General features: G+C 65.6%; 23 protein-coding genes. 11 read left to right on the forward strand and 12 right to left on the reverse strand.

From position 1 onward, the window contains the following. Position 1: 1 nt before the first annotated feature. The 3 genes from U1769_RS17705 to U1769_RS17715 all read right to left on the reverse strand — a co-directional run bounded on the left by U1769_RS17705 (position 2) and on the right by U1769_RS17715 (position 4,468). Positions 2-511: a tetratricopeptide repeat protein gene (locus tag U1769_RS17705; protein WP_332718619.1), complete on the reverse strand. Its 510-nt coding sequence runs from the start codon at positions 509-511 to the stop codon at positions 2-4. 121 nt (positions 512-632) lie between these two features. Then, positions 633-1,808 (reverse strand): RsmB/NOP family class I SAM-dependent RNA methyltransferase, encoded by a 1,176-nt coding sequence (locus U1769_RS17710; RefSeq protein ID WP_332718621.1) that lies wholly within the window; start codon positions 1,806-1,808, stop codon positions 633-635. 68 nt (positions 1,809-1,876) lie between these two features. Continuing rightward, entirely contained in the window at positions 1,877-4,468 is a 2,592-nt protein-coding gene (locus tag U1769_RS17715; protein WP_332718623.1) for a M1 family metallopeptidase, read from the reverse strand. 121 nt (positions 4,469-4,589) lie between these two features. Between U1769_RS17715 and U1769_RS17720 the strand changes: the two genes are divergently transcribed. Further along, entirely contained in the window at positions 4,590-5,552 is a 963-nt protein-coding gene (locus U1769_RS17720) for an NAD(P)H-dependent flavin oxidoreductase (RefSeq protein ID WP_332718625.1), read from the forward strand. A 38-nt stretch (positions 5,553-5,590) separates the two neighbouring features. Here the strand turns inward: U1769_RS17720 and U1769_RS17725 are convergent, their stop codons facing one another. Together U1769_RS17725 and U1769_RS17730 are read right to left on the reverse strand one after the other, a co-directional pair. Then, a complete protein-coding gene (locus U1769_RS17725; protein WP_332718627.1) occupies positions 5,591-6,055 on the reverse strand; it encodes a DUF1465 family protein in 465 nt (154 codons plus the stop codon). 81 nt (positions 6,056-6,136) lie between these two features. Then, a complete protein-coding gene (locus U1769_RS17730) occupies positions 6,137-6,334 on the reverse strand; it encodes a YdcH family protein (RefSeq protein ID WP_332718629.1) in 198 nt (65 codons plus the stop codon). 175 nt (positions 6,335-6,509) lie between these two features. Here U1769_RS17730 and U1769_RS17735 point away from each other — a divergent pair, with 175 nt between their 5' ends. Continuing rightward, entirely contained in the window at positions 6,510-6,665 is a 156-nt protein-coding gene (locus U1769_RS17735) for a YdcH family protein (RefSeq protein WP_332718631.1), read from the forward strand. A 129-nt stretch (positions 6,666-6,794) separates the two neighbouring features. Here the strand turns inward: U1769_RS17735 and dksA are convergent, their stop codons facing one another. Together dksA and U1769_RS17745 are read right to left on the reverse strand one after the other, a co-directional pair. After that, the gene (gene dksA / locus U1769_RS17740) at positions 6,795-7,259 is read right to left on the reverse strand and encodes an RNA polymerase-binding protein DksA (protein ID WP_332718633.1); all 465 of its coding nucleotides are present in this window, start codon (positions 7,257-7,259) and stop codon (positions 6,795-6,797) included. A gap of 248 nt (positions 7,260-7,507) precedes the next feature. Further along, on the reverse strand, positions 7,508-7,948 hold the full coding sequence (locus tag U1769_RS17745) for a host attachment family protein (RefSeq protein WP_332718635.1): 441 nt from the start codon (positions 7,946-7,948) through the stop codon (positions 7,508-7,510). A 95-nt stretch (positions 7,949-8,043) separates the two neighbouring features. On the opposite strand from U1769_RS17745, the gene serS reads away from it, so the two are divergent. The 5 genes from serS to U1769_RS17770 all read left to right on the forward strand — a co-directional run bounded on the left by serS (position 8,044) and on the right by U1769_RS17770 (position 12,949). Beyond that, positions 8,044-9,321: a serine--tRNA ligase gene (serS, locus tag U1769_RS17750; protein ID WP_332718638.1), complete on the forward strand. Its 1,278-nt coding sequence runs from the start codon at positions 8,044-8,046 to the stop codon at positions 9,319-9,321. Further along, the gene (gene surE / locus U1769_RS17755; protein WP_332718640.1) at positions 9,321-10,085 is read left to right on the forward strand and encodes a 5'/3'-nucleotidase SurE; all 765 of its coding nucleotides are present in this window, start codon (positions 9,321-9,323) and stop codon (positions 10,083-10,085) included. The genes serS and surE overlap by 1 nt, the downstream gene beginning before the upstream one ends. A gap of 53 nt (positions 10,086-10,138) precedes the next feature. Continuing rightward, on the forward strand, positions 10,139-11,368 hold the full coding sequence (tyrS, locus tag U1769_RS17760) for a tyrosine--tRNA ligase (RefSeq protein ID WP_332718642.1): 1,230 nt from the start codon (positions 10,139-10,141) through the stop codon (positions 11,366-11,368). Between the two features lie 96 nt (positions 11,369-11,464). After that, the gene (locus tag U1769_RS17765) at positions 11,465-11,785 is read left to right on the forward strand and encodes a PilZ domain-containing protein (protein WP_332718644.1); all 321 of its coding nucleotides are present in this window, start codon (positions 11,465-11,467) and stop codon (positions 11,783-11,785) included. A 45-nt stretch (positions 11,786-11,830) separates the two neighbouring features. After that, positions 11,831-12,949: a M23 family metallopeptidase gene (locus U1769_RS17770; RefSeq protein ID WP_332718646.1), complete on the forward strand. Its 1,119-nt coding sequence runs from the start codon at positions 11,831-11,833 to the stop codon at positions 12,947-12,949. Here the strand turns inward: U1769_RS17770 and recG are convergent. Next, positions 12,932-14,992, reverse strand: a complete 2,061-nt coding sequence (gene recG / locus U1769_RS17775) for an ATP-dependent DNA helicase RecG (protein ID WP_332718648.1) — start codon at positions 14,990-14,992, stop codon at positions 12,932-12,934. The two genes, U1769_RS17770 and recG, sit on opposite strands and share 18 nt — an antisense overlap. A gap of 73 nt (positions 14,993-15,065) precedes the next feature. Between recG and U1769_RS17780 the strand changes: the two genes are divergently transcribed. Next, on the forward strand, positions 15,066-15,332 hold the full coding sequence (locus U1769_RS17780; protein ID WP_332718650.1) for an FAD assembly factor SdhE: 267 nt from the start codon (positions 15,066-15,068) through the stop codon (positions 15,330-15,332). Between the two features lie 127 nt (positions 15,333-15,459). Continuing rightward, positions 15,460-18,915 carry a transcription-repair coupling factor gene (gene mfd, locus U1769_RS17785; protein WP_332718652.1) on the forward strand — a complete coding sequence of 1,152 codons (3,456 nt, stop codon included), beginning with the start codon at positions 15,460-15,462 and terminating at the stop codon, positions 18,913-18,915. 6 nt (positions 18,916-18,921) lie between these two features. On the opposite strand, the gene U1769_RS17790 is transcribed toward mfd, so the two are convergent. The 3 genes from U1769_RS17790 to U1769_RS17800 all read right to left on the reverse strand — a co-directional run bounded on the left by U1769_RS17790 (position 18,922) and on the right by U1769_RS17800 (position 20,610). Continuing rightward, a complete protein-coding gene (locus tag U1769_RS17790; RefSeq protein WP_332718654.1) occupies positions 18,922-19,350 on the reverse strand; it encodes a VOC family protein in 429 nt (142 codons plus the stop codon). A 106-nt stretch (positions 19,351-19,456) separates the two neighbouring features. Further along, the gene (fdxA, locus tag U1769_RS17795; RefSeq protein WP_332718656.1) at positions 19,457-19,792 is read right to left on the reverse strand and encodes a ferredoxin FdxA; all 336 of its coding nucleotides are present in this window, start codon (positions 19,790-19,792) and stop codon (positions 19,457-19,459) included. A gap of 41 nt (positions 19,793-19,833) precedes the next feature. Further along, entirely contained in the window at positions 19,834-20,610 is a 777-nt protein-coding gene (locus U1769_RS17800; protein ID WP_332718658.1) for a ferredoxin--NADP reductase, read from the reverse strand. A 90-nt stretch (positions 20,611-20,700) separates the two neighbouring features. Between U1769_RS17800 and U1769_RS17805 the strand changes: the two genes are divergently transcribed. Next, the gene (locus tag U1769_RS17805; protein WP_332718660.1) at positions 20,701-21,588 is read left to right on the forward strand and encodes a LysR substrate-binding domain-containing protein; all 888 of its coding nucleotides are present in this window, start codon (positions 20,701-20,703) and stop codon (positions 21,586-21,588) included. Positions 21,589-22,043: 455 nt separating this feature from the next. Here U1769_RS17805 and U1769_RS17810 read toward each other — a convergent pair whose 3' ends face one another. Next, on the reverse strand, positions 22,044-22,469 hold the full coding sequence (locus tag U1769_RS17810; RefSeq protein WP_332718662.1) for a UrcA family protein: 426 nt from the start codon (positions 22,467-22,469) through the stop codon (positions 22,044-22,046). Between the two features lie 14 nt (positions 22,470-22,483). Here U1769_RS17810 and U1769_RS17815 point away from each other — a divergent pair, with 14 nt between their 5' ends. Then, a complete protein-coding gene (locus U1769_RS17815) occupies positions 22,484-23,425 on the forward strand; it encodes a LysR substrate-binding domain-containing protein (protein ID WP_332718664.1) in 942 nt (313 codons plus the stop codon). Positions 23,426-23,445 lie beyond the last annotated feature (20 nt).

A 23,445-nucleotide genomic window follows, 5' to 3' on the forward strand; every position in this document is an offset into this window, starting at 1 on the left:
GCTATTCCTTGCCTGCGGGCTTAACCACGGGCACCTCGATCGAAGCGGTCGCGATCGGCGGGCCCTTGGCGATCGTCGCGGCCAGCACGGTCGCATCGGCGCAGCCGGCCTTGCCGCAGATCGTGCGGATCTTGGCGAGATTGTCGCGCGCGCGCTGGACCGCGCCCTTGGCGACGAGCGCCTCGCCCTGCCCCTTCAAGGCCGACACATCGTTTGGTTCGAGCAGCAGTGCCTCGCGATAGAGCCGGATCGCCTTGCCGGGCAGGCCGCGAGCCTCAGCGACTTCGCCCAACGTCACGAAGGCCCCACGATTGCGCGGATCGACAGCAAGCGCGGATTCGAGCGCGTCCGTTGCTGCGTCGAGATTGCCCGCCGCCTGGGCGGACTTGCCCTTGGCGAGCAGCGCCATCGAACGCGGATCGATCTGATCGTCAGGGCGCTGGCCGTGAAGCGAAGTGGATACAGCAAGAAGCGTCAGCGCTGCAGCAGCGGCGACGGACGAATAACGCATGATCAGCTCCAGCTTCGGCACGATGCCCGTGGTTAAGGCCTGTTCCAGCTTCCCGCAATGGCCGTGATCACCAGTTCGGGCACTGCATCGCCGCGGCGATCGCGAGGATCCGGTCCGGGCCTCAACTTGGCCGTTCGAGCCTTGCCACGAAAAAGCCGTCCGTGGCGTCATGCGCTGGCGTCAGCCGAACGCCGGCGCCATGAGTCTGGCCGGACGGGAGCGCCAGCGGCGCTGCGCGCCACCCGGGATGGTCGGTCAGGAACGCGGCCACCTGCCCTGCCCCCTCATCGTCGAGCAGCGAGCAGACGATGTAGACGAGCGCGCCGCCGGGCTTCACCAACGCAGCGCCGATCTCGAGCACGTGGCGCTGGGTCTTGACGAGGCGGTCGATGCGGTCGGGTGTCAGGCGCCAACGTGCTTCCGGATTGCGGCGCCAGGTGCCCGTGCCGGAACAGGGCGCGTCGATCAGCACGCAGTCGGCGCGATCGGCCCAGTCGGCCAGGATCTCCGTCTCGTGGCCGGGATCGAGCAATCGTGTCTCGGCGATCGTCGCCCCGGCCCGCGCCGCGCGCGGCGTCAGGCGCGACAGTCGGGCACGGTCGGTATCGGTTGCGAGCAGCGCGCCTTCATTGCCCATCAGAGCCGCCAGCGCGAGCGTCTTGCCGCCGGCGCCGGCACACAGATCGATGATGCGCATGCCGGGCACCGCGCGGGCCGCCAGCGTGACGATCTGGCTTCCCGCGTCCTGCACCTCGATCGCGCCGTCCAGATAGGCGTCCAGCCCCTCGATATTGGTGCCGGAGGGCAGGCGAAACGCATCCTGCAAACCCGGGATCGGCACCGCCCCTTCGATCGGGGCAGGCGCCGGCTGGAGCCAGTTGACGCGAACGTCAAGTGGGGCGCGGTCGATCAGGGCGGGTAGTTCTCCCTCGGCCAGGCCTGAATCGCGCAGCCGCGCCAGGATCCATTCGGGGGCGATGCCGGGCTCGGCCGGTTTCTCGTTGGCGCCGATCGGCGCCGGCCCGTGGCCTACCCCGTCAAATAAGACAGCGATTTCAGGATCTTCGTGTGCCAACGCGAGCATCGCCGCACGGCCGCTCGCCGGTCGCTCGCCGAGCTTGCGGATCGCGGCATAGACCAGCTCGCGCACCGCCCGCCGGTCCTTGCTGCCGGCATAGCGCCGCTCGGCGAAATAGCGGGCGATCAGCGTGTCCGCCGCCGCGCCGGAATCGCGCGCGGCGGCGACGATCGCATCAAGCAGGTCGATCGCCGCCTGCACGCGGGCTGCTGGGGTCATGATATCACTCCTTCACGTCTCTATATCCGAAGAGACGATCGGCGCCCCAGCTCAAGCGAATCCCGGGATCAGTTTCCGGCACCCACCCATTTCGTCACGTCGGCCCGTACACGATCGGCACCCTGTTTGCGCACCGAAATCGCGGAAAGCGCCTTGGCGGCGCCGCCCCGCGATGCCTCGGGCAGGTTCTTTTCGGCATAGGCAGTGATCTTCGCCGGCATCGCCGGATCGTTCGACGCGGTCGCGAGACTGACGATGAAGCCTGCGCGCGTGCTCGTCTCCAACAGGCCGTTTACCAGGTCCATATTGGCGACGGCATAGTCGAATGCCATCTCCGGATGCCGTGTCGCGACCGCGCGGATCAGCGCGGCCTTTTGCGGCGCGGTGAACGCGTCCGTCTTGAGCAGTTCGAGCGCACGCTTGGCGAGCGCATCGTCACGCGCACTGCCGAGCAGCCGGACATACGTGTTCTTCGCGACCGGGTTCTTCTCGGCCGTGGCGATGGCGAACAGCGCGTCCCACTCGGCCGGCGTGGCGTTCGCCGCATAGACACCGAGGATCGGCGTGCGGATCGACGGCGGGATGGCATTGGGATCGGTCGCCAGCGCGGCCACATAGGCGCGCGCCTTGGCGGCGACCTCGGGATCGCCGCTATACCCCAGCCGACCGACCAGCGTTTCCCGCAAATTGGTGATAAGCGGAGATTCGCCTTCCTGCGTATCGAAGCCCACGCGCTTCATCACCGGCGACAGTACGGCGATGGTTCGTGCCCGCAGCGGCGCTTCCAGCGAGGTTCCCTGGAACAGGTTGGTGATCGCGCCGAGGTTGCCGGCGACGACCGACCAGTCGAGCGGACTCGCATCGACCGGTACGGCGGCCAGCAACGCGAAATAGCGGTCGAGCGGCTGGTCGCCGCTCAGCCCGAGCGCGAAATCGTCACCAAGCGTGCCGACCTGATCGGTCAGCGCCATCTTGCTGAAATCGCGGACGATCGCGGCATGGCTCGCATCGTCATACTGGACGCGCACATAGCTGCCCTTGTCGCGGTTGAGCACGAGCGTGCCGCAGCCCTGCACCGCCACGGTGGTCGGCGCGGCGCCCTGCACGATCGTGCTGGTCACCGGGCCGCCGATCGGGCCGAGCGTCAGCGGCACGCGCCAGGTCTGCGGCGTCTTCGACACCGCGTCATAACCGAAGCGCCCCTGGGTCATGGTCGCCTGGGTGACGCCGCCCGCACAGATCGCGCCGGTCAGCTTCACCAGCGGCACGCCGCCCTGCAGCGTGAAATCATGCGCGATATCGACGACCGGCTTGCCCGCCGCTGCGCCCAGTTCGGTCCACAGCTGATCGGTCACGGTGTTCCTGTATTTGTACTTCGCCATGTAGCTGCGGATGCCCTTGCGGAACACGTCCCCGCCGAGCGTCGATTCCATCATGCCGATGACGGCCTGGCCCTTCTGATAGGTGATGGTGTCGAACGCTTCGCCGAGCTCGTCAACGGTTTCGACATGGCGGATGACGGGGTGAGTCGCCGACGTCGCATCGAGGCCGAGCGCGCCTTCGCGATCGAACGCGACCGCCCCTGCCTGCGCGTCCCAGGTCGGGTTCAGGTCGCGGCTGGTCTTGTTCTCCATCCATGAGGCGAAGCCTTCGTTGAGCCAGAGATCGTCCCACCAGGACATGGTGACGAGATCGCCGAACCATTGATGCGCCATTTCGTGCGAGACGACGGTGAAGATGCGCTCGCGCCCGCTCTGGGTCGCGCGCTTGGGATCGAACAGCAGTTCCGGCTCGAAATAGAAGATCGCGCCCCAATTCTCCATCGCGCCGAAGAACTGGCTGGAGCCCGGGCCGGCGATCATGTCGAGCTTGGGCAACGGATAGGGCTGGCCGAAATATTCATTGTAATAGGTCAGCAGGCGCTTCGCCTCGGCCAGCGCATAATCGCCCTGATCGACCACCCCGCGGCGCGTGATCACGCCGATCTCCGTCTTGCCCGACATCACCGTCTTGCGCTCGACATCGCCCATGCCGAGGAACAACAGGTAGCTCGACATGATCGGGGACTGCTGGAAGCTGTATTTTCTGGTGCCGTCGGTGAGCTTGGTCACTTTCGCCGCGGGCATGTTGGAAAAGGCGGTCTGGTCGCCTGGCGCGATGGCGCTCAGGGTGAACTTCGCCTTGAAATTCGGCTCGTCCCACATCGGCGCGAACCGGCGTGCGTCGGGCGCCTCGAACTGAGTCGCGAGCATGCGCGCGGACGAGCCGTCGGGGTTGGTATAATCGATCGCGAAGAAGCCGGCCGAAGTGGTGTTGATCTTGCCGTCCCACGCAAAGCTCATGCTGTGCGTGCCGATCTTGGCTGCCGCCGGCAGTTTCACCGTCAGCTGCTGAGTCTTGTCGTCGATCGTAAAGGGCATGTCCTTCCCGTCGAAGGTCACCTTGCCCAGCTTCAGCTCCGCGGCGTTGAGCACGATGGTATCCGTCGCCTGCCTGACGTCGATCGTCACCGTCTCGGTGCCGCTGAACGTCATTGCCTTGGCGTCGGGCTTGACGGTGATGTCATAGGCGATCGGCGCCACGGTAGCGGGCAATTGCCCGACGGCGAGCGCGGGCGTGGAGACGCTGACGAGGAGCAGCGACGCGAGAGCGAATTTCATGAAAAAGGGACTCCGAAGGCAGATACACTATATCCCGGTGTATTGGCCTAATAAGGCATTGGCGGTTGAAGGCAAATCGCGCCTCGCTGGACAGCAAAATCAGTTGCGCTATGAAACGCAGATGAGCCTTCCGCCCCTGTTCGATCGCCTGCGGCTGCCCGTCATCGGGTCCCCGCTGTTCATCATCTCCGGTCCCGAACTGGTGATCGCTCAGTGCAAGGCTGGGATCGTCGGGTCCTTCCCGGCGCTCAACGCCCGGCCGCAGAGCCTGCTGGACGAATGGCTCCACCGCATCACCGAGGAATTGGCGCAGCACAATCGCGACAATCCGGACCGCCCGGCCGCGCCCTTCGCGGTCAACCAGATCGTTCATCGTTCGAACGAGCGGCTCGAGGCGGACCTCGCGACCTGCGCCAAATGGCAGGTGCCGATCGTGATTACCTCGCTCGGCGCGCGCGAGGATCTCAATCAGGCCGTGCATGGCTGGGGCGGCATCACGCTGCATGACGTGATCGACGATCGTTTCGCCCGCAAGGCGATCGAAAAGGGCGCGGATGGCCTGATCGCGGTCGCGGCCGGTGCCGGCGGCCATGCCGGGCGGCTATCGCCCTTCGCGATCATCCAGGAGATCCGCCAATGGTTCACCGGGCCGGTTGCCCTGTCGGGATCGATCGCGACCGGTGACGCGGTGCTGGCCGCTCAGGCGATCGGCGCTGACCTCGCCTATATCGGATCGCCCTTCATCGCGACCGAGGAGGCGAATGCTGAGCCTGGCTACAAGCAGAGCATCGTCGAGGGGAAGGCAGCCGATATCGTCTATTCCAACCTCTTTACCGGCGTGCACGGCAATTATCTGCGCGGATCGATCGTTGCGGCCGGCATGGATCCCGACAATCTCCCCGAAGGCGATCTGAAGACGATGGACTTCGGCACGGGCAACGGCAGCAAGGCCAAGGCGTGGAAAGACATCTGGGGATCGGGCCAGGGCATTGGCGTGATCGACCGCGTCGAATCGGTTGCGGTGCGCATCGATCGGCTCGAACGCGAGTATCGGGCCGCGCGTCAGCGCCTTTCGCTAGTCTGAGCTCTTACCGATCCGGCACTCAGCGCCAATCGGCAGATCTAGAAGGACTTCGCCAGCCGCGCCAGCATAGAGCGGGCCGGGCTGTCGGCCGTGTCGTTCGCCAGCTGTGCCTGATCGAGCAGCGCGACGCGGCGATACAGCTCTGTGCTCGCCTCAATCAGCCCTCGTGCGGCGGCGGGCATGGTCTCGATCGCGTCCGTCTCGCTCACCGGTGCCGGCCCCAGCCGACGTGACGGATCCAGCGCCTCGTGCGGCGCCATCTCGCCCGCCTCTACCGCGCGTTGGGTAAGCAACCAGGCGATGACGTGCATCAGCCGGGTCGTCACCTTCAGCGATTCGCAGGAGAAGGACACCCGTGTCAGCGGGTCGAGCGCGTCGCGCTCGGCCTTGCCGCCCTGGTCGAAATAGCTGCGCGCTTCGTCGGCCAGCACCATGGCATCGACGTACAGCGTGTCGATCAGCCGACGATGAAGGCGCGGTTCGCTGATGTTCCACCCGATCATGATCGCACTAGGTGCCAGAAAGCAGGCTTCGGCGACACAAAAATTGCACGAAGGCCGACTCGCCCGTCGTTCCGATCAGAATCAGGCGATGATGTCGGGGATCATCTGGTCCTCCAGCATCGCGATCTCGTCGCGCAGCCTGAGCTTGCGCTTCTTCAGTCGGGCGAGCTGGAGCTGATCGGTCGAGCCGGTATCGAACAGTGCGGCAATCGCTGAATCGAGATCGCGATGCTCGATGCGCAGGATTTCCAGACGCTTGGCGATTTGCGTGTCGTCCATGACTTCCCCGTTCACCCGACCCGCCTTAGCAAATTGCGCAGCCCCCGCGAGCCGCAAATTCGGGCCATCGCGCAAATTGGCTCGACATGTCGATTATCACCAGAATGGGGGAGACAATTGGTAAAACGCGTGTTCTACTCCCTACCCCGCCCAGCAATGTAGGAGGAACGCTTCCATGCAAACCGCGCATTTTTCGGCCCTTGAGGCCAAGCATGCAGTGCTCGATCGAAAGATCAGCGCCGAGTTGCACCGGCCCTTACCCGATACCGTTGCGCTAGCGGCGCTCAAGAAGCAGAAACTACGCGTAAAAGAGGAAATGTCGTCCTTGTGAGGCACCGCCTCGCGCGGGTTACACCCGCGCGGGGTCTTGCCGCAGTCAGCGCTATATCACCATCTCCGCCGATCATCTGATCTCGCCGCGACTCGGGCACCTGATCAGCCCGGGGACGAAACCAGCCAATCAATCTTCGCGAGAAACTTTTTCCTGCCGCTCGTGGCGCTCCTGCGCTTCGACCGTCATCGTCGCGATCGGACGCGCCTCAAGCCGCGCGAGCGAGATCGGTTCGCCGGTTACTTCGCAATAGCCGTACTCGCCTTCCTCGATTCGCCGCATCGCCGCATCGATCTTGGAGATCAGCTTGCGTTGCCGGTCGCGCGTGCGCAGCTCGATCGACCAGTCCGTTTCACTTGAAGCGCGATCGGTGAGATCGGCCTCTCGCAGCGAATCGACCTGCAGCTGCGACAGCGTACCCGCCGCCTCGCGCAGGATCGCTTCCTTCCAGGCCTGCAGCTTGTCGCGAAAATATGCCTGCTGGCGTGGATTCATGAACGGCTCTTCGGCGCTCGGCCGGTAGCCATCCCCCACATCGCCTACAGGCGGCTGAAACTTTTCGGATTCGTCCAATCGATTCAAGACCGTCGCCATCCCACTCTCCCGCCGGCTGCACGGCGCTCTGCGAGCACCTTTCACCGCCGATCTACCCGAGCGGGCCTATAGCCATGCCGCTCGGGCACCACAAGCAACCGCGCGCTGAAACTGCCCGGTTCCGCGCTAGCTGACTATGGATTGCGATTTGGTGAACCATCCCTGGCCGTGAAGAGGGTGCCGGTCCGCATGGATGCGAGCCGCGCAAGGCCGTTCACGACGCTAGGGAAAAGGCGGATTTTTTAGATTCAGGCGGCCGCTATTGCCGCTTCGATCTCCGCAATCGGGTGATTCGTCAGGTCCTTGTCGATTTCGCCGGTTAGCCGGGCGCTGACTTCCTTGTGATAATGTTTGCGCAATTCTCCCAGCGTGCGCGGCGGCGCGACCACGACGAGCGATTCGAAATCGTTCGACAGCGCGCGGCGCTTGAGCAGATCGGCCGCATCGGCGGCGAAGCGATCTTCGCCCAGCTGATGGAAATCCACTTCGTCCATCGTGCTCCGGCCACCGCCCACACTCGAATAGGACAGGCCCGGCGCGTCCGTTTTCTGGTCGCTGTCCTTCGGATTGGCCTGCTCCTCGGCATGCTCAACCACCAGATTGGGATGCACCGCGTCGCCTTCGTTGCGCAGGAACAGCATCTTGCGGCCATCCGCGACGAGCACAGCGGCGTTGTGGGGGATCTTCATGGTGGATCGTCCTCTCGGCAATGGTGTCGCGAAGGGTAACGCGCCGGCAGCGCGACGGGTTGCGTGCGCGCGGAGCCCTCGCCATAGCCACCGGCATGCATGATATCCGCTCCATCCGGGACAATCCGGCCGCCTTCGACACAGCGCTCGCCCGTCGGGGAGTCGCCCCGATGGCCGAGGCGCTGGTCGCGCTCGACGAACGCCGCCGCGCGCTGATCACTGACGCTCAGGCCGGACAAGCTCGCCGCAACGAAGCCTCTAAGGCCATCGGCGCGGCCAAGGCATCGAAGGACGAGGCGACCGCCGCCACCTTGATGGCCGAAGTCGCCGCGCTCAAGGAGCGCCTGCCCGCGATCGAGGCCGAGGAGAAGGTGCTCGGCGAGGAGCTGATGAACCAGCTCGCCGCGCTCCCGAACCTGCCCTACCCAGACGTGCCCGACGGCGCCGACGAAGATGACAACGCACTCGTCCACAGCCGCGGCACGCCGCGCTCCTTCGCCTTCGCGCCGAAGGAGCATGATGTATTCGGCCCGGCGCTCGGCCTCGATTTCGAAACCGGCGCCGCGATCTCCGGCGCACGCTTCACGCTCGTCCGTGGCGCCGCCGCGCGGCTGCACCGTGCACTTGGCCAGTTCATGCTCGACACGCTGGCTGGCGAGCATGGTTATGAGGAGGTCGCCCCGCCGCTGCTCGTTCGTGACGAAGCGCTGTTCGGTACCGGCCAGCTGCCGAAATTCGCCGAGGACCTGTTCCGCACCACCGACGGCCGCTGGCTGATCCCCACCGCCGAGGTCAGCCTGACCAACATCGTCCGCGAGAAGATCCTGAGCGAGGGCGAATTGCCGCTGCGCTTTACCGCGCTCACTGCCTGTTTCCGGTCCGAAGCCGGCGCGGCCGGTCGCGATACCCGCGGCTTCATCCGCCAGCATCAGTTCGAAAAGGTCGAGATGGTCTCGATCGTCGCGCCCGATCAGTCCGAGGCCGAACATGAGCGGATGACGGCCTGCGCCGAGGGCATTCTCGACGCGCTCGGCCTGCCCTTCCGCCGCATGAAGCTGTGCAGCGGCGATATGGGCTTCACCGCGGCGCGCACCTATGATCTCGAAGTGTGGCTGCCCGGGCAGGATCGCTACCGTGAGATCTCCAGTTGCTCGACCTGCACCGATTTCCAGGCGCGCCGCATGAACGCGCGCTACCGGCCCGAGGGCGAGAAGAACACGCGGTTCGTGCACACGCTCAACGGCTCCGGCCTCGCGGTCGGCCGCACGCTGGTCGCCGTGCTGGAGAATTACCAGCAGGAGGATGGATCGGTCGCGATCCCGGATGCGCTCCAGCCCTACCTGCGCGGCCTGAACCGACTGGAACCGATCTGATGCGCATCCTCATCACCAATGACGATGGCTATCACGCGCCTGGCCTGAAGGTGCTGGAGACCATCGCCGCGGCGTTTTCCGACGATATCTGGGTCGTCGCGCCGGCCGAGGAACAGTCCGGCGCCGGCCATTCCCTCACTCTCTCGCGCCCGATCCGCGTCCGCCGCTTCTCCGATCGCCGCTTCGCGGTCGCGGGCACGCCGACCGACGCGGTGATGATGGCGCTGGCCCGGATCATGAAGGATTCGCCGCCCGACCTGATCCTGTCGGGCGTCAACCGCGGCGCCAATCTGGCTGAGGACGTCACCTATTCCGGCACCGTCTCGGCCGCGATGGAGGGCGCGCTGGCGGGCGTGCGCTCGATCGCGCTGAGCCAGGTCTATTCGCGCGAGGGCATGGGCGACACCGTGCCGTTCGAGGCCGCCGCTGCCTGGGGCGAGCGCGCGCTGCGCCCGCTGATCGATGCGCCGCTCGCGCCGCGCACGCTGGTCAACGTCAACTTCCCGGCCGGCCCGGCCGATGCGGTAAAAGGCATCCGCGTCGCCAATCAGGGCCTGCGCGATTATGGGCGGCTGAAGATCGTCACCAACCTCGATCCGCGCGGCTATGAATATCACTGGTTCGCGCTCGGGCCGACGATCGAGACGCCCGCCCATTCGACCGATCTCGAAGCGGTCGCGGACGGCTATGTCGCGGTTACGCCGCTCCATCTCGATCTGACGCATCGTGAGTCGCTCGACATGCTCAACGCCGCCTATGCCTGATCTCGCCGTCGTGCTGGCGGCGACGCGGCACCGATGCTAAGCGCCGCCGCATCATGACCGACTATGCTTCCGATCTCCTCCGCCTGCTCTCGACGCGCGGCTATATCCATCAGCTCACCGACGCCGCCGGCCTCGATGCGCTGGCGAACAGGCAGGTCGTGCCGGGCTATATCGGCTTCGATCCGACCGCGCCATCGCTGCATGTCGGCAGCCTCGTGCAGATCATGCTCCTGCGTCGCCTTCAGCAGGCCGGGCACAAGCCGATCGTCCTGATGGGCGGCGGCACCGGCAAGATCGGCGATCCCAGCTTCAAGGACGAAGCGCGCAAGCTGCTCACCGAAGACGGCATCGCGACCAATGTCGCGTCGATCCGCCGCATCTTCGAACGCTTCCTGACCTTCGGGGACGGCCCGTCCGACGCGATCATGCTCGACAATGCCGAGTGGCTCGACGCGCTCGAATATATCCCTTTCCTGCGCGACATCGGCCAGCATTTCTCGGTCAACCGCATGCTGAGCTTCGATTCGGTCAAGCTGCGGCTCGATCGCGAGCAATCGCTGAGCTTCCTCGAATTCAACTACATGATCCTCCAGGCCTATGATTTCCTGGAGCTGTCGCGCCGCGCCGGCTGCCGGCTGCAGATGGGCGGATCGGATCAATGGGGCAATATCGTCAACGGCATCGAGCTGTCGCGCCGGGTCGATTCGACTGAGGTGTACGGCATCACCACGCCGCTGATCACCACGGCCGATGGCGGCAAGATGGGCAAGACCATGTCGGGCGCGGTGTGGTTACATGAGGATCAGCTGCCGCATTATGATTACTGGCAGTTCTGGCGGAACACGGACGATCGTGACGTCGGGCGGTTCCTCCGGCTGTTCACCGATCTGCCGCTCGACGAGATCGTCCGGCTCGAAGCGCTGCAGGGCGCCGAGATCAACGAGGCCAAGAAGGTGCTAGCCGACGCCGCGACCGCAATGTGCCGCGGTGCCGAAGCGGCCACCGAAGCGGCCGAGACCGCGCGCCGCACCTTCGAGGAAGGCGCGGCCGGGGATTCCCTGCCGACCTTCGCAGTCGCGGGTGGTGAGATCGGCATCGTCGATGCGCTGGTTGCCCTCGGCCTGTGCGCCTCGAAAGGTGAGGCCCGGCGCCTGATCAAGGGCGGCGGCGCCCGGGTCGGGACTGACAAGGTAACGGATGAGGCCCTGACGATTCCCGTCGGCGCGACTCCGATCCGTATCGCCGCGGGCAAGAAGCATCACGGAATCCTCGTTGCCGGCTAAAGCCGTAAATTCACGTTCCGCAGCGGCCGTTAAACATATTCGTTGCGACTGAATTCACGCCTTTGCGCCACACTGGCCGCTCCCAGGGAGTGAATCATGTCAGCATTCGGTAGTGCGATGCCTGTCGACCAGCGCTCCGCGCCGCGCGACGAAGTGCATTTTCGCACGCGCGCGATCGGCCCGGATGGTCGCACCGTCAATCTGCTGATCGTCAACATCTCCGCGCTCGGGCTCATGGCACGGTGCGATGTGCCCTATCAGGTCGGCGACCGCCTGACGGTGACCCTGCCGATCGTCGGGACCGTGGGTGCCGAGATCCGCTGGTTGCTTGGGGGACGGATCGGCTGCGAACTCGACGAGACGATCGACCTGGCAAATTATTACGATCTGCTCGCGGTGATGCTGCGCGGGCGCTGAACCGCGGCGGTTGAGCGCCGGCTCAAGGCGTGCGAGCCTCGCCCGATGAAGCGCTCGATCCTTTGCCTGCTATTGGCCCTGACGGCACCAGCCGCGGCGCAACTGCGGGAATCGTTCGATCTGACCGTACCGCAGCTTCCCATGAGGGTGCCGGTCGAGGGCAGGCACCAGATCAGCTATGAGCTTCATCTCACCAATTTCAGCACTGAAGCGCTGACGGTCCGGCAGATCAGCATCGCCGATCCCAGGGATGGCATGATCGTCGCCAGCTTCGCCGGTGACGCGCTCGATCGACGGCTGGCGCTGGTGTCGGGCGGCAAAGGCCCGATCCCGCCGGGACAGCGCGCCATTCTCTATGTCGAGATCGACGGGCCGACACCGGGCGCCCTCGTCCACCACATCGACTATCGCGCCCGCGACAGCGACGCGGTGCTCCATCTGGCTGGAGCGCGCCTGACCGTCCCGGCGACCCGGCCCGTTGTCCTGGGGCCGCCACTGGCCGGCGGGCCGTGGGCAGCGGTCCATAATCCTTCCTGGCCGCGCGGGCATCGGCGCGTCACTTACACCATCGATGGGCGCGTCCGCATTCCCGGCCGTTACGCGATCGATTTCGTCAAGCTGGACCCTGAGGGCCGCATCACCACTGGGGATCCGGACAGCACCCGCGATGCGCTGGGCTATGGCGCGACCGTGCTCGCAGTCGCGGACGGCACCATCGTCGGGCTGCGCGACGATGTACCCGAGAGTGCGTTGATCTCGCGTAATCCGGATCACCCGCTCGGCGAGGGCGCCGGCAATTATATCGCCCTGCGCCTCCCCGGCGGACAGGTCGCCTTTTACGAACATCTCCAGCCGGGCAGCATCAAGGCCCGCTTGGGCCAACGGGTGCATCGCGGCGAGCCGATCGGCGCGCTCGGCTTCACCGGCGACACCACCGGGCCGCATCTCCATTTCCACCTCGCCGACGGCAATTCGCTGCTCGGTGCCGAGGGCATTCCGTTCGCGTTCGATCGCTTTACCCTGCTCGGGCAGTTCGAGGACATCGCCCAGCTCGGCAAGACCCCATGGCAAGCCTCGAAACTGGCGCCCGACCGTCAGCGGGAATGGCCCGGCTTCAATCGCGTCGTGACGTTCGCTTCGGCGCCCTCAGCCCGATCGCAGTAAAGCAACGCCAGCGTCGCGTTCGAACAGGTACAGGGCCGTCCGCGCCGCCTGGCCGCGTACCCCTTCAAGTCCGCCGTCGCGATCGATCAGCAGGCGCGCGTCGTCGGTCGCGGCGGGCAGCAACGCCATCAGCGTCTCCGCCGTCGCCAGCCTGAACCCGGCCTCGCCCGATTGCTTCGTCCCGAGCAGTTCGCCCGCGCCGCGCAGCCGCAAATCCTCCTCGGCGATGCGGAACCCGTCATTGGTCTCGCGCATCAGCGCCAGCCGCGCCCGTGAGGTCTCGCCGAGCTGACTGCCGCGGATCAGCAGGCAGATCGATCGTCCGGTCCCGCGGCCGACCCGTCCGCGCAACTGGTGCAGCTGCGCGAGCCCGAACCGGTCGGCATGCTCGATCACGATCAGCGTGGCGTTGGGCACGTCGACACCGACCTCGATCACGGTCGTCGCGACCAGCACGCCGGTCCGCGCAGCGGCGAAGTCAGCCATCACGGCGTCCTTTTCCGGCCCCTTCATCCGGCCATGCACCAGCCCGACCCGATCGCCGAACCGCGCCCGCAGCGTCTCCGCCCGCGCTTCAGCGGCGGCGAGGTCGCTCTTTTCGCTCTCCTCGACCAGCGGGCACACCCAATAAGCCTGTCCGCCGTCGGACAGATGCCGCGCCAGCGCATCGACCACCTCGGGCAGCCGGTCCTCCGAAATCACCCGCGTCTCGATCGGCTGGCGGCCCGGCGGCATCTCGTCCAGCTGGCTCACATCCATCTCGCCATAATTGGCGAGCGTCAGGGTGCGCGGGATCGGCGTCGCGGTCATCGCCAGCAGATGCGGCGGCTTGTCCGCCTTGGCCTGCAGCATCATGCGCTGCGCGACGCCGAAGCGGTGCTGTTCGTCCACCACCACCAGTGCGAGATCCTTGTAGTTGACCGCCTCCTGGAAGATCGCGTGAGTTCCAATCAGGATGTGGATCGCGCCGGAGGCGAGCCCCATCAGCGTCGCCTCGCGCACCCGGCCCTTGTCGCGGCCGGTCAGCACGGCGATCTCGATCGGCAGCCCGCCGAGCTGCCGCCGCAGCGTGTCATAATGCTGCCGCGCAAGGATCTCGGTCGGCGCCAGCAAGGCGCCCTGCGCGCCTGCCTCGACGGCGATCAGCAACGCCATCGCCGCGACGAGCGTCTTGCCGGAGCCCACATCCCCCTGCAGCAGCCGTAGCATCGGCTGCGCCTGTGCCAGGTCGCCCTCGATCTCGCGCACTGTCCGTGTCTGCGCGCCGGTCAGGCTGTAGGGCAGCTTCAGCGCATCGCGCAGCCGCCCGTCCCCGGCCAGCGCCCTGCCCCGCCGCGCCCTGGATGATTGCCGCACCAGCATCAGCGCAAGCTGATTGGCGAACAGCTCGTCATAAGCGAGCCGCTCCTTGGCCTTGGCGTCGGACGGATCGGCATGAACGCGTGCCAGCGCCTCGCGCCAGGAGGGCCAGCCATGCTTGGCGAGCAATCCCGGCTCGATCCATTCCGGCAGGTCGGGCGCCCGCTCCACTGCCTGTGCGGTGAGCTGGCCCATCCGCCGCGAGGTGATGCCCTCCGACAGCGGATAGATCGCCTCGCGCTCGCCCACCTCCGGCGCTTCGTCGAGCGGGAGCACATAGTCCGGGTGGACCATCTGCAATTCCTGCCCGTACATCTCCAGCCGGCCCGACACGCGGCGCGGCTCGCCGGTCGGCAGCAATTTCTTCGCCCAGCCGGGATGGCCTCCGAAATAGACCAGGCTGACATGATTGCCCTTGGCATCGACCGCGCGCACCCGCGCCGGACCGCGGCCATTGCCCGAACGATGCTCGACCGCGGTCAGCGTGATCGCGATCGTCCGCCCGGCATCGGCCATATCGAGCTCGTCGCGCGGCACCCGGTCGATCCAGCCGGTCGGCAGATGGAACGCCATATCGAGCACGCGGTGCAGGCCGAGCTTGTCCAGGGGCTTCGCCAGCCCCGGGCCGACGCCCTTCAGCGCCGTTATCTCGGCGAACAATGGATTGAGGATATCGGGCCGCATGACTATCTGGGCCCTACCTAGTCCCAGCCGACGGTTGCTCCAAGCGCCGCCGGCCAATCGCCGTTGGAAAAAGATGGACCGCGACATTCGCCTGAAACGCCTGCGCTTTCGCGCCTGGCATCGCGGCACCAAGGAAGCCGATCTGTTGATCGGGGGCTTCTTCGACGCGGCCGGCGAGAGCTGGAGCAGCGCAGAGATGGACCTGTTCGAGGAGCTGCTCGAGGAACAGGATGTCGACATCATGGCCTGGGCGATCGGCACCGACATATGCCCGGCGCGTTTCGAGGGCTCGATCCTCGAAGCAATGCGGGTGCTGAACTACGTACCGATTTCTCGCTGAATTAGTTTCTTCGTCACCCCGGACTTGTTCCGGGGTCCACTGATCCGCAGGAACAGAAGCCTTTTGCTTCGAGACCAGGGTGGATGCCGGAACAAGTCCGGCATGACGGCAAGCATGTTGAGAACCAATGCCCGACCTGAACAAGATCCTCTCGGCCAAGACGCCCCTCACCCTCGCCGGCGTGCCGACCGGGTTCGAGCCATGGCTGCTCGCCGATCTCGCCCGCGCGGCGAAAACCCGTGCCGTGTTCATCGCGCCGGACGAGGCGGCGATGCGCGCGATCGCCGCGACCGCCGCCGTCTTTGCGCCCGAGCTGGAGGTCCTGACCTTTCCCGCCTGGGATTGCCTCCCCTATGACCGCGCCTCGCCGACGCTGAACGTCATGGCCGAGCGGATGGCAACGCTCCACCGCCTGCAGCAGCCGGTCAAAGGCCCGCAGCTGCTGATCACCACCGCCAACGCCGCCGCGCAGCGCACCCTCACGCCCTTCCGCATCCGCCAGCTCGTCGCCACGCTTGCCCCGAAGGAGCGCATCGGCCGTGACCGCGTCGCCGCGCAGCTTCAGGCCAATGGCTATGTCCGGGTCGAGACGGTGGCCGATTCGGGCGAGTTCGCCGTGCGCGGCGGCCTGGTCGATCTGTTCCCGTCGGGCGCGGAACAGGCGTTGCGCCTGGATTTCTTCGGCGACGAGATCGAATCGGTCCGCACCTTCGATCCGGCCGATCAGCGCACCACTGGCCGCATCGACGGCTTCACCCTGCTCCCGGCCTCGGAAACCCTGCTCGACGAGGACAGCATCAAGCGCTTCCGCAGCCGGTACCGCGAGCGTTTCGGCGCCACCGCGACCGGTGATCCGCTTTACCAGGCAATCAGCGACGGCCGTCGCCTCGCCGGCATGGAGCATTGGCTGCCGCTGTTCGAGGAGAAGATGGCGACCCTGTTCGATCATCTCGGTGACGGCGCAGTAGTGGTGCGCGATGCGGGCGTGCTCGGTGCGGCGGAGCAGCGTTTCGAGGCGATCACGGATTATCACGCCAACCGTGTGAAAGCCCAGTCGAGCGATCCCGGCAGCTATCGGCCACTTCCGCCAGATGCGCTGTATCTTACGGCGAAGGACTTCGCCGAGCGGTTGCAGGAAACCCCGGCCCATCTCACCACCCAGTTCCACGAGCCGGAAAGCGCCACCGTCCTCGACTTCAACGTCGATGGCCCGCGCGATTTCGGTGCGGAGCGATCGAGCGGCGCGAATGTCTATGAGGCCGTCGTCCATCACATCGCGACGCTCCGCCGCGATGGCCGCAAGCCGATCCTGGCGAGCTACTCGATCGGCGCGCGCGAGCGATTGTCTTCGCTGCTTGCGGACCATGGCCTGAAGGCCGGGAACAAGGTCGATACATGGCAGGAAGCGCTGGGGGCTGCGGACAAGGGAATTGCCCTCATCGTCCTGCCGCTCGATCACGGCTTCACCACGCCTGACGTCGCCCTGCTTACCGAGCAGGACATGCTCGGCGACCGGCTCGTGCGCCGTCAGAAGCGCAAGAAGTCGGCCGACGCCTTCCTCGCCGAACTGGCGATGCTCACCCCGGGCGACCTGGTGGTCCATGTCGATCACGGCATCGGCCGCTATGAAGGGCTGACCTCGATCCCGGTCGGCCAGAGCCCGCACGACTGCGTCGCGCTGACCTATGCCGGTGGCGACAAGCTCTTCGTCCCGGTCGAAAATCTCGAAGTCCTGTCGCGTTACGGCTCGGACAGCGAGGGCGCGAGCCTCGACAGGCTCGGCGGCGAAGCGTGGCAGCGCCGCAAGAGCCGCATGAAGGAGCGGATCCGCGAGATCGCCGGCGAGCTCATCGCGACCGCCGCCGAACGCGCGCTCCGCCCGGCCGATGTGATCGAGCCCGATCAGGGCGGCTATGCCAGCTTCGTCGATCGTTTCCCCTATGAGGAAACCGAAGACCAGGACCGCGCGATCAACGACGTGCTCGGCGATCTCGCCACCGGCACGCCGATGGACCGGCTGGTCGTCGGCGATGTCGGCTTCGGCAAGACCGAGGTCGCGCTGCGCGCTGCCTTCGCCGCCGCCATGTCGGGCCTGCAGGTTGCGGTGGTGTGCCCGACCACCCTGCTCGCCCGCCAGCATTTCCAGAACTTCACTGCGCGCTTCGAGGGCTTTCCGCTGAATGTCGGCCGCCTCTCCCGCCTCGTGCCTGCCGCCGAAGCAAAGGCGACACGCGAGGGTCTGGAGAACGGCACGATCGACGTGATCATCGGCACGCATGCGATCCTCGCGAAATCGGTCGCGTTCAAGCGCCTCGGCCTCGTGATCGTCGACGAGGAGCAGCGCTTCGGCGTCACGCACAAGGAGCGGCTGAAGGCACTCAAGACTGACGTCCATGTCCTCACCCTCACCGCCACGCCGATCCCGCGCACGCTGCAGATGGCGATGTCGGGCCTGCGCGAGCTGTCGGTGATCCAGACCCCGCCGGTCGATCGCCTCGCGGTTCGCACCTATATCATGCCGTGGGATCCGGTCGTGCTGCGCGAGGCGCTGCTGCGCGAACATTATCGCGGCGGCCAGAGCTTCTTCGTCACCCCGCGCGTCGCCGATGTGCCGGATATCGAGGCCTTCATGCGCGAGCATGTGCCCGAAGTCCGCGCCGTCACCGCACATGGCCAGATGTCCCCGACCGAGGTCGAGGAGCGGATGTCGGCCTTCTACGACAAGAAGTTCGAGGTGCTGATCTCGACCACGATCGTCGAATCCGGCCTCGATATTCCGAGCGCCAACACCATGATCATCCACCGCGCCGATCGCTTCGGCCTCGCCCAGCTCTACCAGCTGCGCGGCCGCGTCGGCCGGGCGAAGACCCGAGCCTATGCCTATCTCACCACGCCGGCCGACCGCATCGTCACCGAGACGGCGGAAAAGCGCTTGAAGGTCCTGAGCGATCTCGACAGCCTCGGCGCCGGCTTCCAGCTCGCCAGCCACGATCTCGACATCCGCGGCGCCGGCAACCTGCTTGGCGACGAGCAGTCGGGGCACATCAAGGAAGTCGGCTACGAACTCTATCAGTCGATGCTGGAGGAGGCGATCATGGAAGCTCGGGCCGGCGGCGCACTTGCCCGGCCGCGCGACTTCTCGCCGCAGATCACGGTCGATGCGCCGATCCTCATTCCCGAGGAATATGTGCCGGATCTCGATCTGCGCATGGGCCTGTACCGGCGCCTCAACGACCTGGACGAATCCAACGCCGTCGAGGCCTTCGCGGCCGAACTGATCGACCGGTTCGGCCCCCTGCCCGATCCGACCGAGAACCTCATTCGACTCATGGAGATCAAGCTCAACGCGAAGAAGGCCTGTGTGTCGAAGATCGACATCGGCCCGCGCGGCGCCCTCGTCAGCTTCCACGACGACAAGCCGCCCAATGTGGACGGCCTGCTCGCCTGGATCGCGCGGCTCGATGGGGTCGCGAAGCTGCGGCCGGACAGCAAGCTGGTGGTGACGCGCGTCTGGGCCGATCCCAAGGCGCGGCTCAACGGCGCGCTGCAATTGTCGAAGGGGCTGGCCAAGGCAGCGGGGTAGGAAAAACTAAAAGGTGATCCTCACCGAATCGGCGCTCCGCTGAGCCTCGCCGTGGAATACCGCCTCGATATTGTTCCCGTCGGGATCGAGCAGGAACGCGGCAAAATAGCCGGGATGATACGGTCTTTCACCCGGCGCCCCATTGTCCCGGCCGCCAGCTCCAAGTCCGGCCTGATGGAAAGCCTCGACCATCGCGCGGTCCCGCGCCTGAAATGCCACATGGTGCCGCCCGGTCAGCTGCCCCTCGGCCGCCTGGCTGTCGGCGGTCGAGACGAACAGTTCGTCCGCCCAGAAATAATCGTCCGCCACACCGCCGATCGGGATGTCCAGCACCTCGAACACCGCCTCGTAGAAGCGGCGGCTGGCGGGCAGGTCGGCGACCACCAGCTGGATATGATCGATCAGCCGGCCGCGATGCAGTTGCTGCGTTTCCATGGATGCACTCCTCGTTCGCACCGGGGCGCCAACGTCGATCCGAGGCTTGGCGTTCCGGCCTGCGCCGAATCCGCGTCGCCATGCGCTTCGTGCAATCACCCGGGGGTCACGCGCCCGCGCCCGGCTCCGGCGAGAAATACCGGTATTTGCCTGCCTCGCCTCGATAGAGGTCGGCATCCGACGGCGGCTCGCCCCGCTGCGTGATATTCGGCCATTGCGCGGAGAATGCAGCGTTCAGCTCAAGCCATTCGGCCGCCCCATCCTCGGTGTCGGATCTGATGGCGTCGGCCGGGCATTCGGCGACGCAGAGGGCGCAATCGATGCACTCGTTCGGGTTGATCACCAGCATGCTGGCGCCCTCGTAAAAGCATTCGACTGGGCAGATATCCACACAATCCATGTACTTGCACTTGATGCACGCATCGGTGACGACATGAGTCATGAGGTGGTCTCCCTCGCAGCGGGCCTTTCGCGGCGGTCAGCTCATCGTTCGGCGAAGGCGCGTTCGATCACATAGTCGCCCGGCTCGCCGATGCCCGGCGATGCTTCGAACCCGCGCTCGTCGAGCAGGGTCGACATGTCGCTCAGCATCGCGGCGCTGCCGCAGATCATCGCCCGGTCGAGCGCCGGGTCGAGATCCGGCAGACCGAGATCGGCCGTCATCTGGCCCGATGCCATCAGGCTGGTCAGCCGGCCCATCGTGCGGAACGGCTCCCGCGTCACGGCAGGATAATAAAGCAGCTTCGCGGCAATCTCCTCGCCGAGATAGGGGTCGCGCGGCAGATCCTTGCTGATGAAATCGGCATAAGCGAGTTCCTGCGTGGTCCGGACGCCATGCGCGATCACGACCCGTTCGAACTTCTCATAGGTTTCCGGATCCTGGATGATGCTCAGGAACGGCGCCAGCCCGGTGCCGGTCGCTAGCAGATAGAGCGTCCTGCCCGGCCGGAGATCGCGCATGACCAGCGTCCCCACCGGCTTGTTGCTGACGATCAGGTCCTGGCCCGGCGCGATGTTCTGGAGCTGCGACGTCAGCGGCCCACCCGGGACCTTGATGCTGAGGAATTCCAGTTCGTCGCCGTGATTGGGGCTCGCGATACTATAGGCGCGCAACAGCGGCTTCCCGCCGAGATCGATGCCGAGCATGACGAAATGGCCATTCTCGAACCGGAACGCGGGGTCGCGTGTCGTCCTGAAGCTGAACAGCCGATCGCTCCAGTGATTGACGCTCAAAATGCGTTCCGTGCGCAGGCTTGCCATGTCGATGCTCCAGGTGAGCCATCGCCCTAAGCCACGCCGTGAAATTTAAAAAACTGGTAATAAAGGTAAAGATCATCGATAAAACAGGTTATGCGCTTCAGCCTTCGACACCTCCAGATTTTCACTGCCGTCGCACGCGAGGGCAACATCTCGGCCGCGGCGGTCGAGCTCGCCATGTCGCAGTCGGCGGCAAGTGCCGCCCTGCTCGAACTGGAGCGGCGCTACGATCGCCCCTTGTTCGATCGTGCCGGCAAGCGCCTGAGAATAAACGAGACGGGCCGTTCGCTTCTGCCCGCGGCACGCGATCTCCTGGATCGCGCCGAGGAAATCGATGCGCTGCTGGCGGGCCGGAGGGGGCCGGGATCGTTCAGGCTGGGCGCCACCCAGACCATCGGCAATCACGTGGCGCCGCTGCTGATCGAATCCTATTCCCGGCAATATCCCGGGGCGCATCTGACGCTCGACATCAACAACACCGCCGAAATCGCGAACCGCATCGCCGATTTCTCGCTGGACGTCGCGCTGGTCGAGGGGGAATGCGCTCATCCCGATCTGCTCGTGACGGACTGGCTCGACGATGCACTGGTGCTGATCTGCAACCCGGCGCATCCGCTGGCCGGGTGCGATCCCTGCCCGATCGACGCGTTGCTGGCTCAGCGCTGGGTCGTTCGGGAACGGGGATCAGGCACGCGCCAGACGCTCGATCACGCCATGCGGCCCTATTGGAGCAGATGGCGGATCGGCATGGAGTTGCAGCAGATCGAGGCCATTCTCGAAACGGCCGCCGTCAGTTCGATGATTGGTTGCGTATCCCATCTGGCTGCGCGCGGCGCGCTTGCGCAAGGCCGCGTCGTCCAGCTGCGGGTGCCCGATCTGGATTTGAGCAGGCGGTTCTACATGGTGCTGCATCGGGAAAAATATATCACCGCCGGCATTCGCGCCTTTCTGGACATCTGCGCCGGCACGCCAGCGCTGTAGGGCCGCACCACATGCCTTGATTCAACATCGCCGCCGATGATGGCAGCAATGGCGTGCGGTGCTCTCGCGGGCATCGTCCGCTCTTTCTCACGCTGATTATTACAGGAACTTGATGGCTGTTTCCGGCCCGTGGCTGGCTGTTACCTGGCTGTTAATCGATAACAGCCAGCATGAGCTCAGGAGATTGAAATCGTGCCGTAAATCCTGGTTCGATTTCCAACATAACAGCCAGAAAAAATTTCCGCCGAAAAACAGCCGGAAACAGCCGACATATCGCATATCTCGCTGGATCGAATCTATGCCGGTCGGCTGTCTCGTCATATCTCGATTCGTCGAGTATCGCTGATCCGCCCAGTTCGGACAGCTGACAATCTATCAGCCTTACTTGCAAATCCGGTCGATGGCCCAGCGTCGGAAACGCTGGACCGCCGTCTGTATGATGAGGGTCGGCGGCGTCATCGACCCGCCTGCACCGCCGCCAGTTCGACTTGCGGCCGTGCCGCATAGGCGAGCGCCGCTGCGCGCTGACTGGCGACCTCGGCCTGCTTTGCCGACCGGCACCGCGCAACTTCCGGGCGACGCGGCACGGTGGAGCCCGCGAAATCGGGGCAGACGGCTTCGATCGCGCGCCTGATCCTGCGATCCAGCACCTTCAAACCCGCGGGGCTCTGGAGGTTGAGGTCGCGATAGGCCACGCGAATATCGGCGTGCCGCTGCTGCTGGGCGACGGCTGCGTCGGGAAGAATGGCGGACAGGAGAACCGCCGGGATCAATAGCTTCAACATGGGGAACATCCTTCGCTCGTCATGATCGACAGGCGCTTTTTGCCGCGACATGGCCCGCGGCACCAACAAAGCGATGGACCGAACCTGCAAGTTCAACTTATATATCGATCATGCTTCCGATCCCGCCTCTGTCCGCCGTTCGTGCTTTCGAAGCCGCATCGCGCCACGAGAATTTCAGCCGCGCGGCGGAGGAGCTGGCGATGACCCAGGCAGGCGTGAGCTATCAGATGAAACTGCTCGAGGAGCGGCTGGGGGCGCCGCTGTTCGTCCGAAAGGGCCGCGGCATGGTCCTGACCGAGCTTGGCCGCCGCATCGCGCCGCGAGTCACCGACGCGTTCACTGCACTCGGCGAGGCTTTCGCGATCGCGCGGAGCGAAAGCGAATCGGTTCTGGCGATTACGGCACCGCGGACCCTGGCCACCAACTGGCTCGCGTCCCGGCTCGGCGAATTCCACATCGTTCATCCCGATCTGGCGGTGCGCCTCGACGTGACGGACAGGATGGTCGATCTCGGTTCGAGCGAATTCGACATCGGCATTCGCGGCATGCCGGCTCCGTCGCCCGGGCTGGTGTCGCACTTCCTGATGCGCATGCCGGTAACGCCGCTGGCCAGTCCGGCCTTCCTGGCCCGCCATCCCCTGAAGACCCCCGCCGATCTACGATCGACGGACCGCCTGTCGCCCGACGACGACTGGTGGGCCCTCTGGTTCGATTCACTGGCCGTGGGAAACCTGGAGGGTGTGGCCCGCACCGGGATTCGCTTCGAATCGCAGGTGCTCGACGGGCATGCGGCCATTGCGGGCCACGGCATTGCCATCCTCAGTCCGCCAATGTTCCAGTCAGCAATCGAGGCGGGCCTGCTGGTCCAGCCGTTCCCGCATGTGGCGACCTATGGCAACGCCTTCTGGCTGGTCTATCCGGAGCACAAGCGCAACATGGCCAAGGTTCGCGCTTTTCGCGACTGGCTGCTCGATGCCGTCAAACGCGCCGCCGGGGACGATCCATACGGGATATTGGCGCCGTTGCCCGGCACGCAAGGCGTGAATCCGTAAACGTCCCGGTCGCTCCGAAT

Source organism: Parasphingomonas zepuensis, assembly GCF_036663735.1.
GTDB lineage: Bacteria > Pseudomonadota > Alphaproteobacteria > Sphingomonadales > Sphingomonadaceae > Sphingomonas.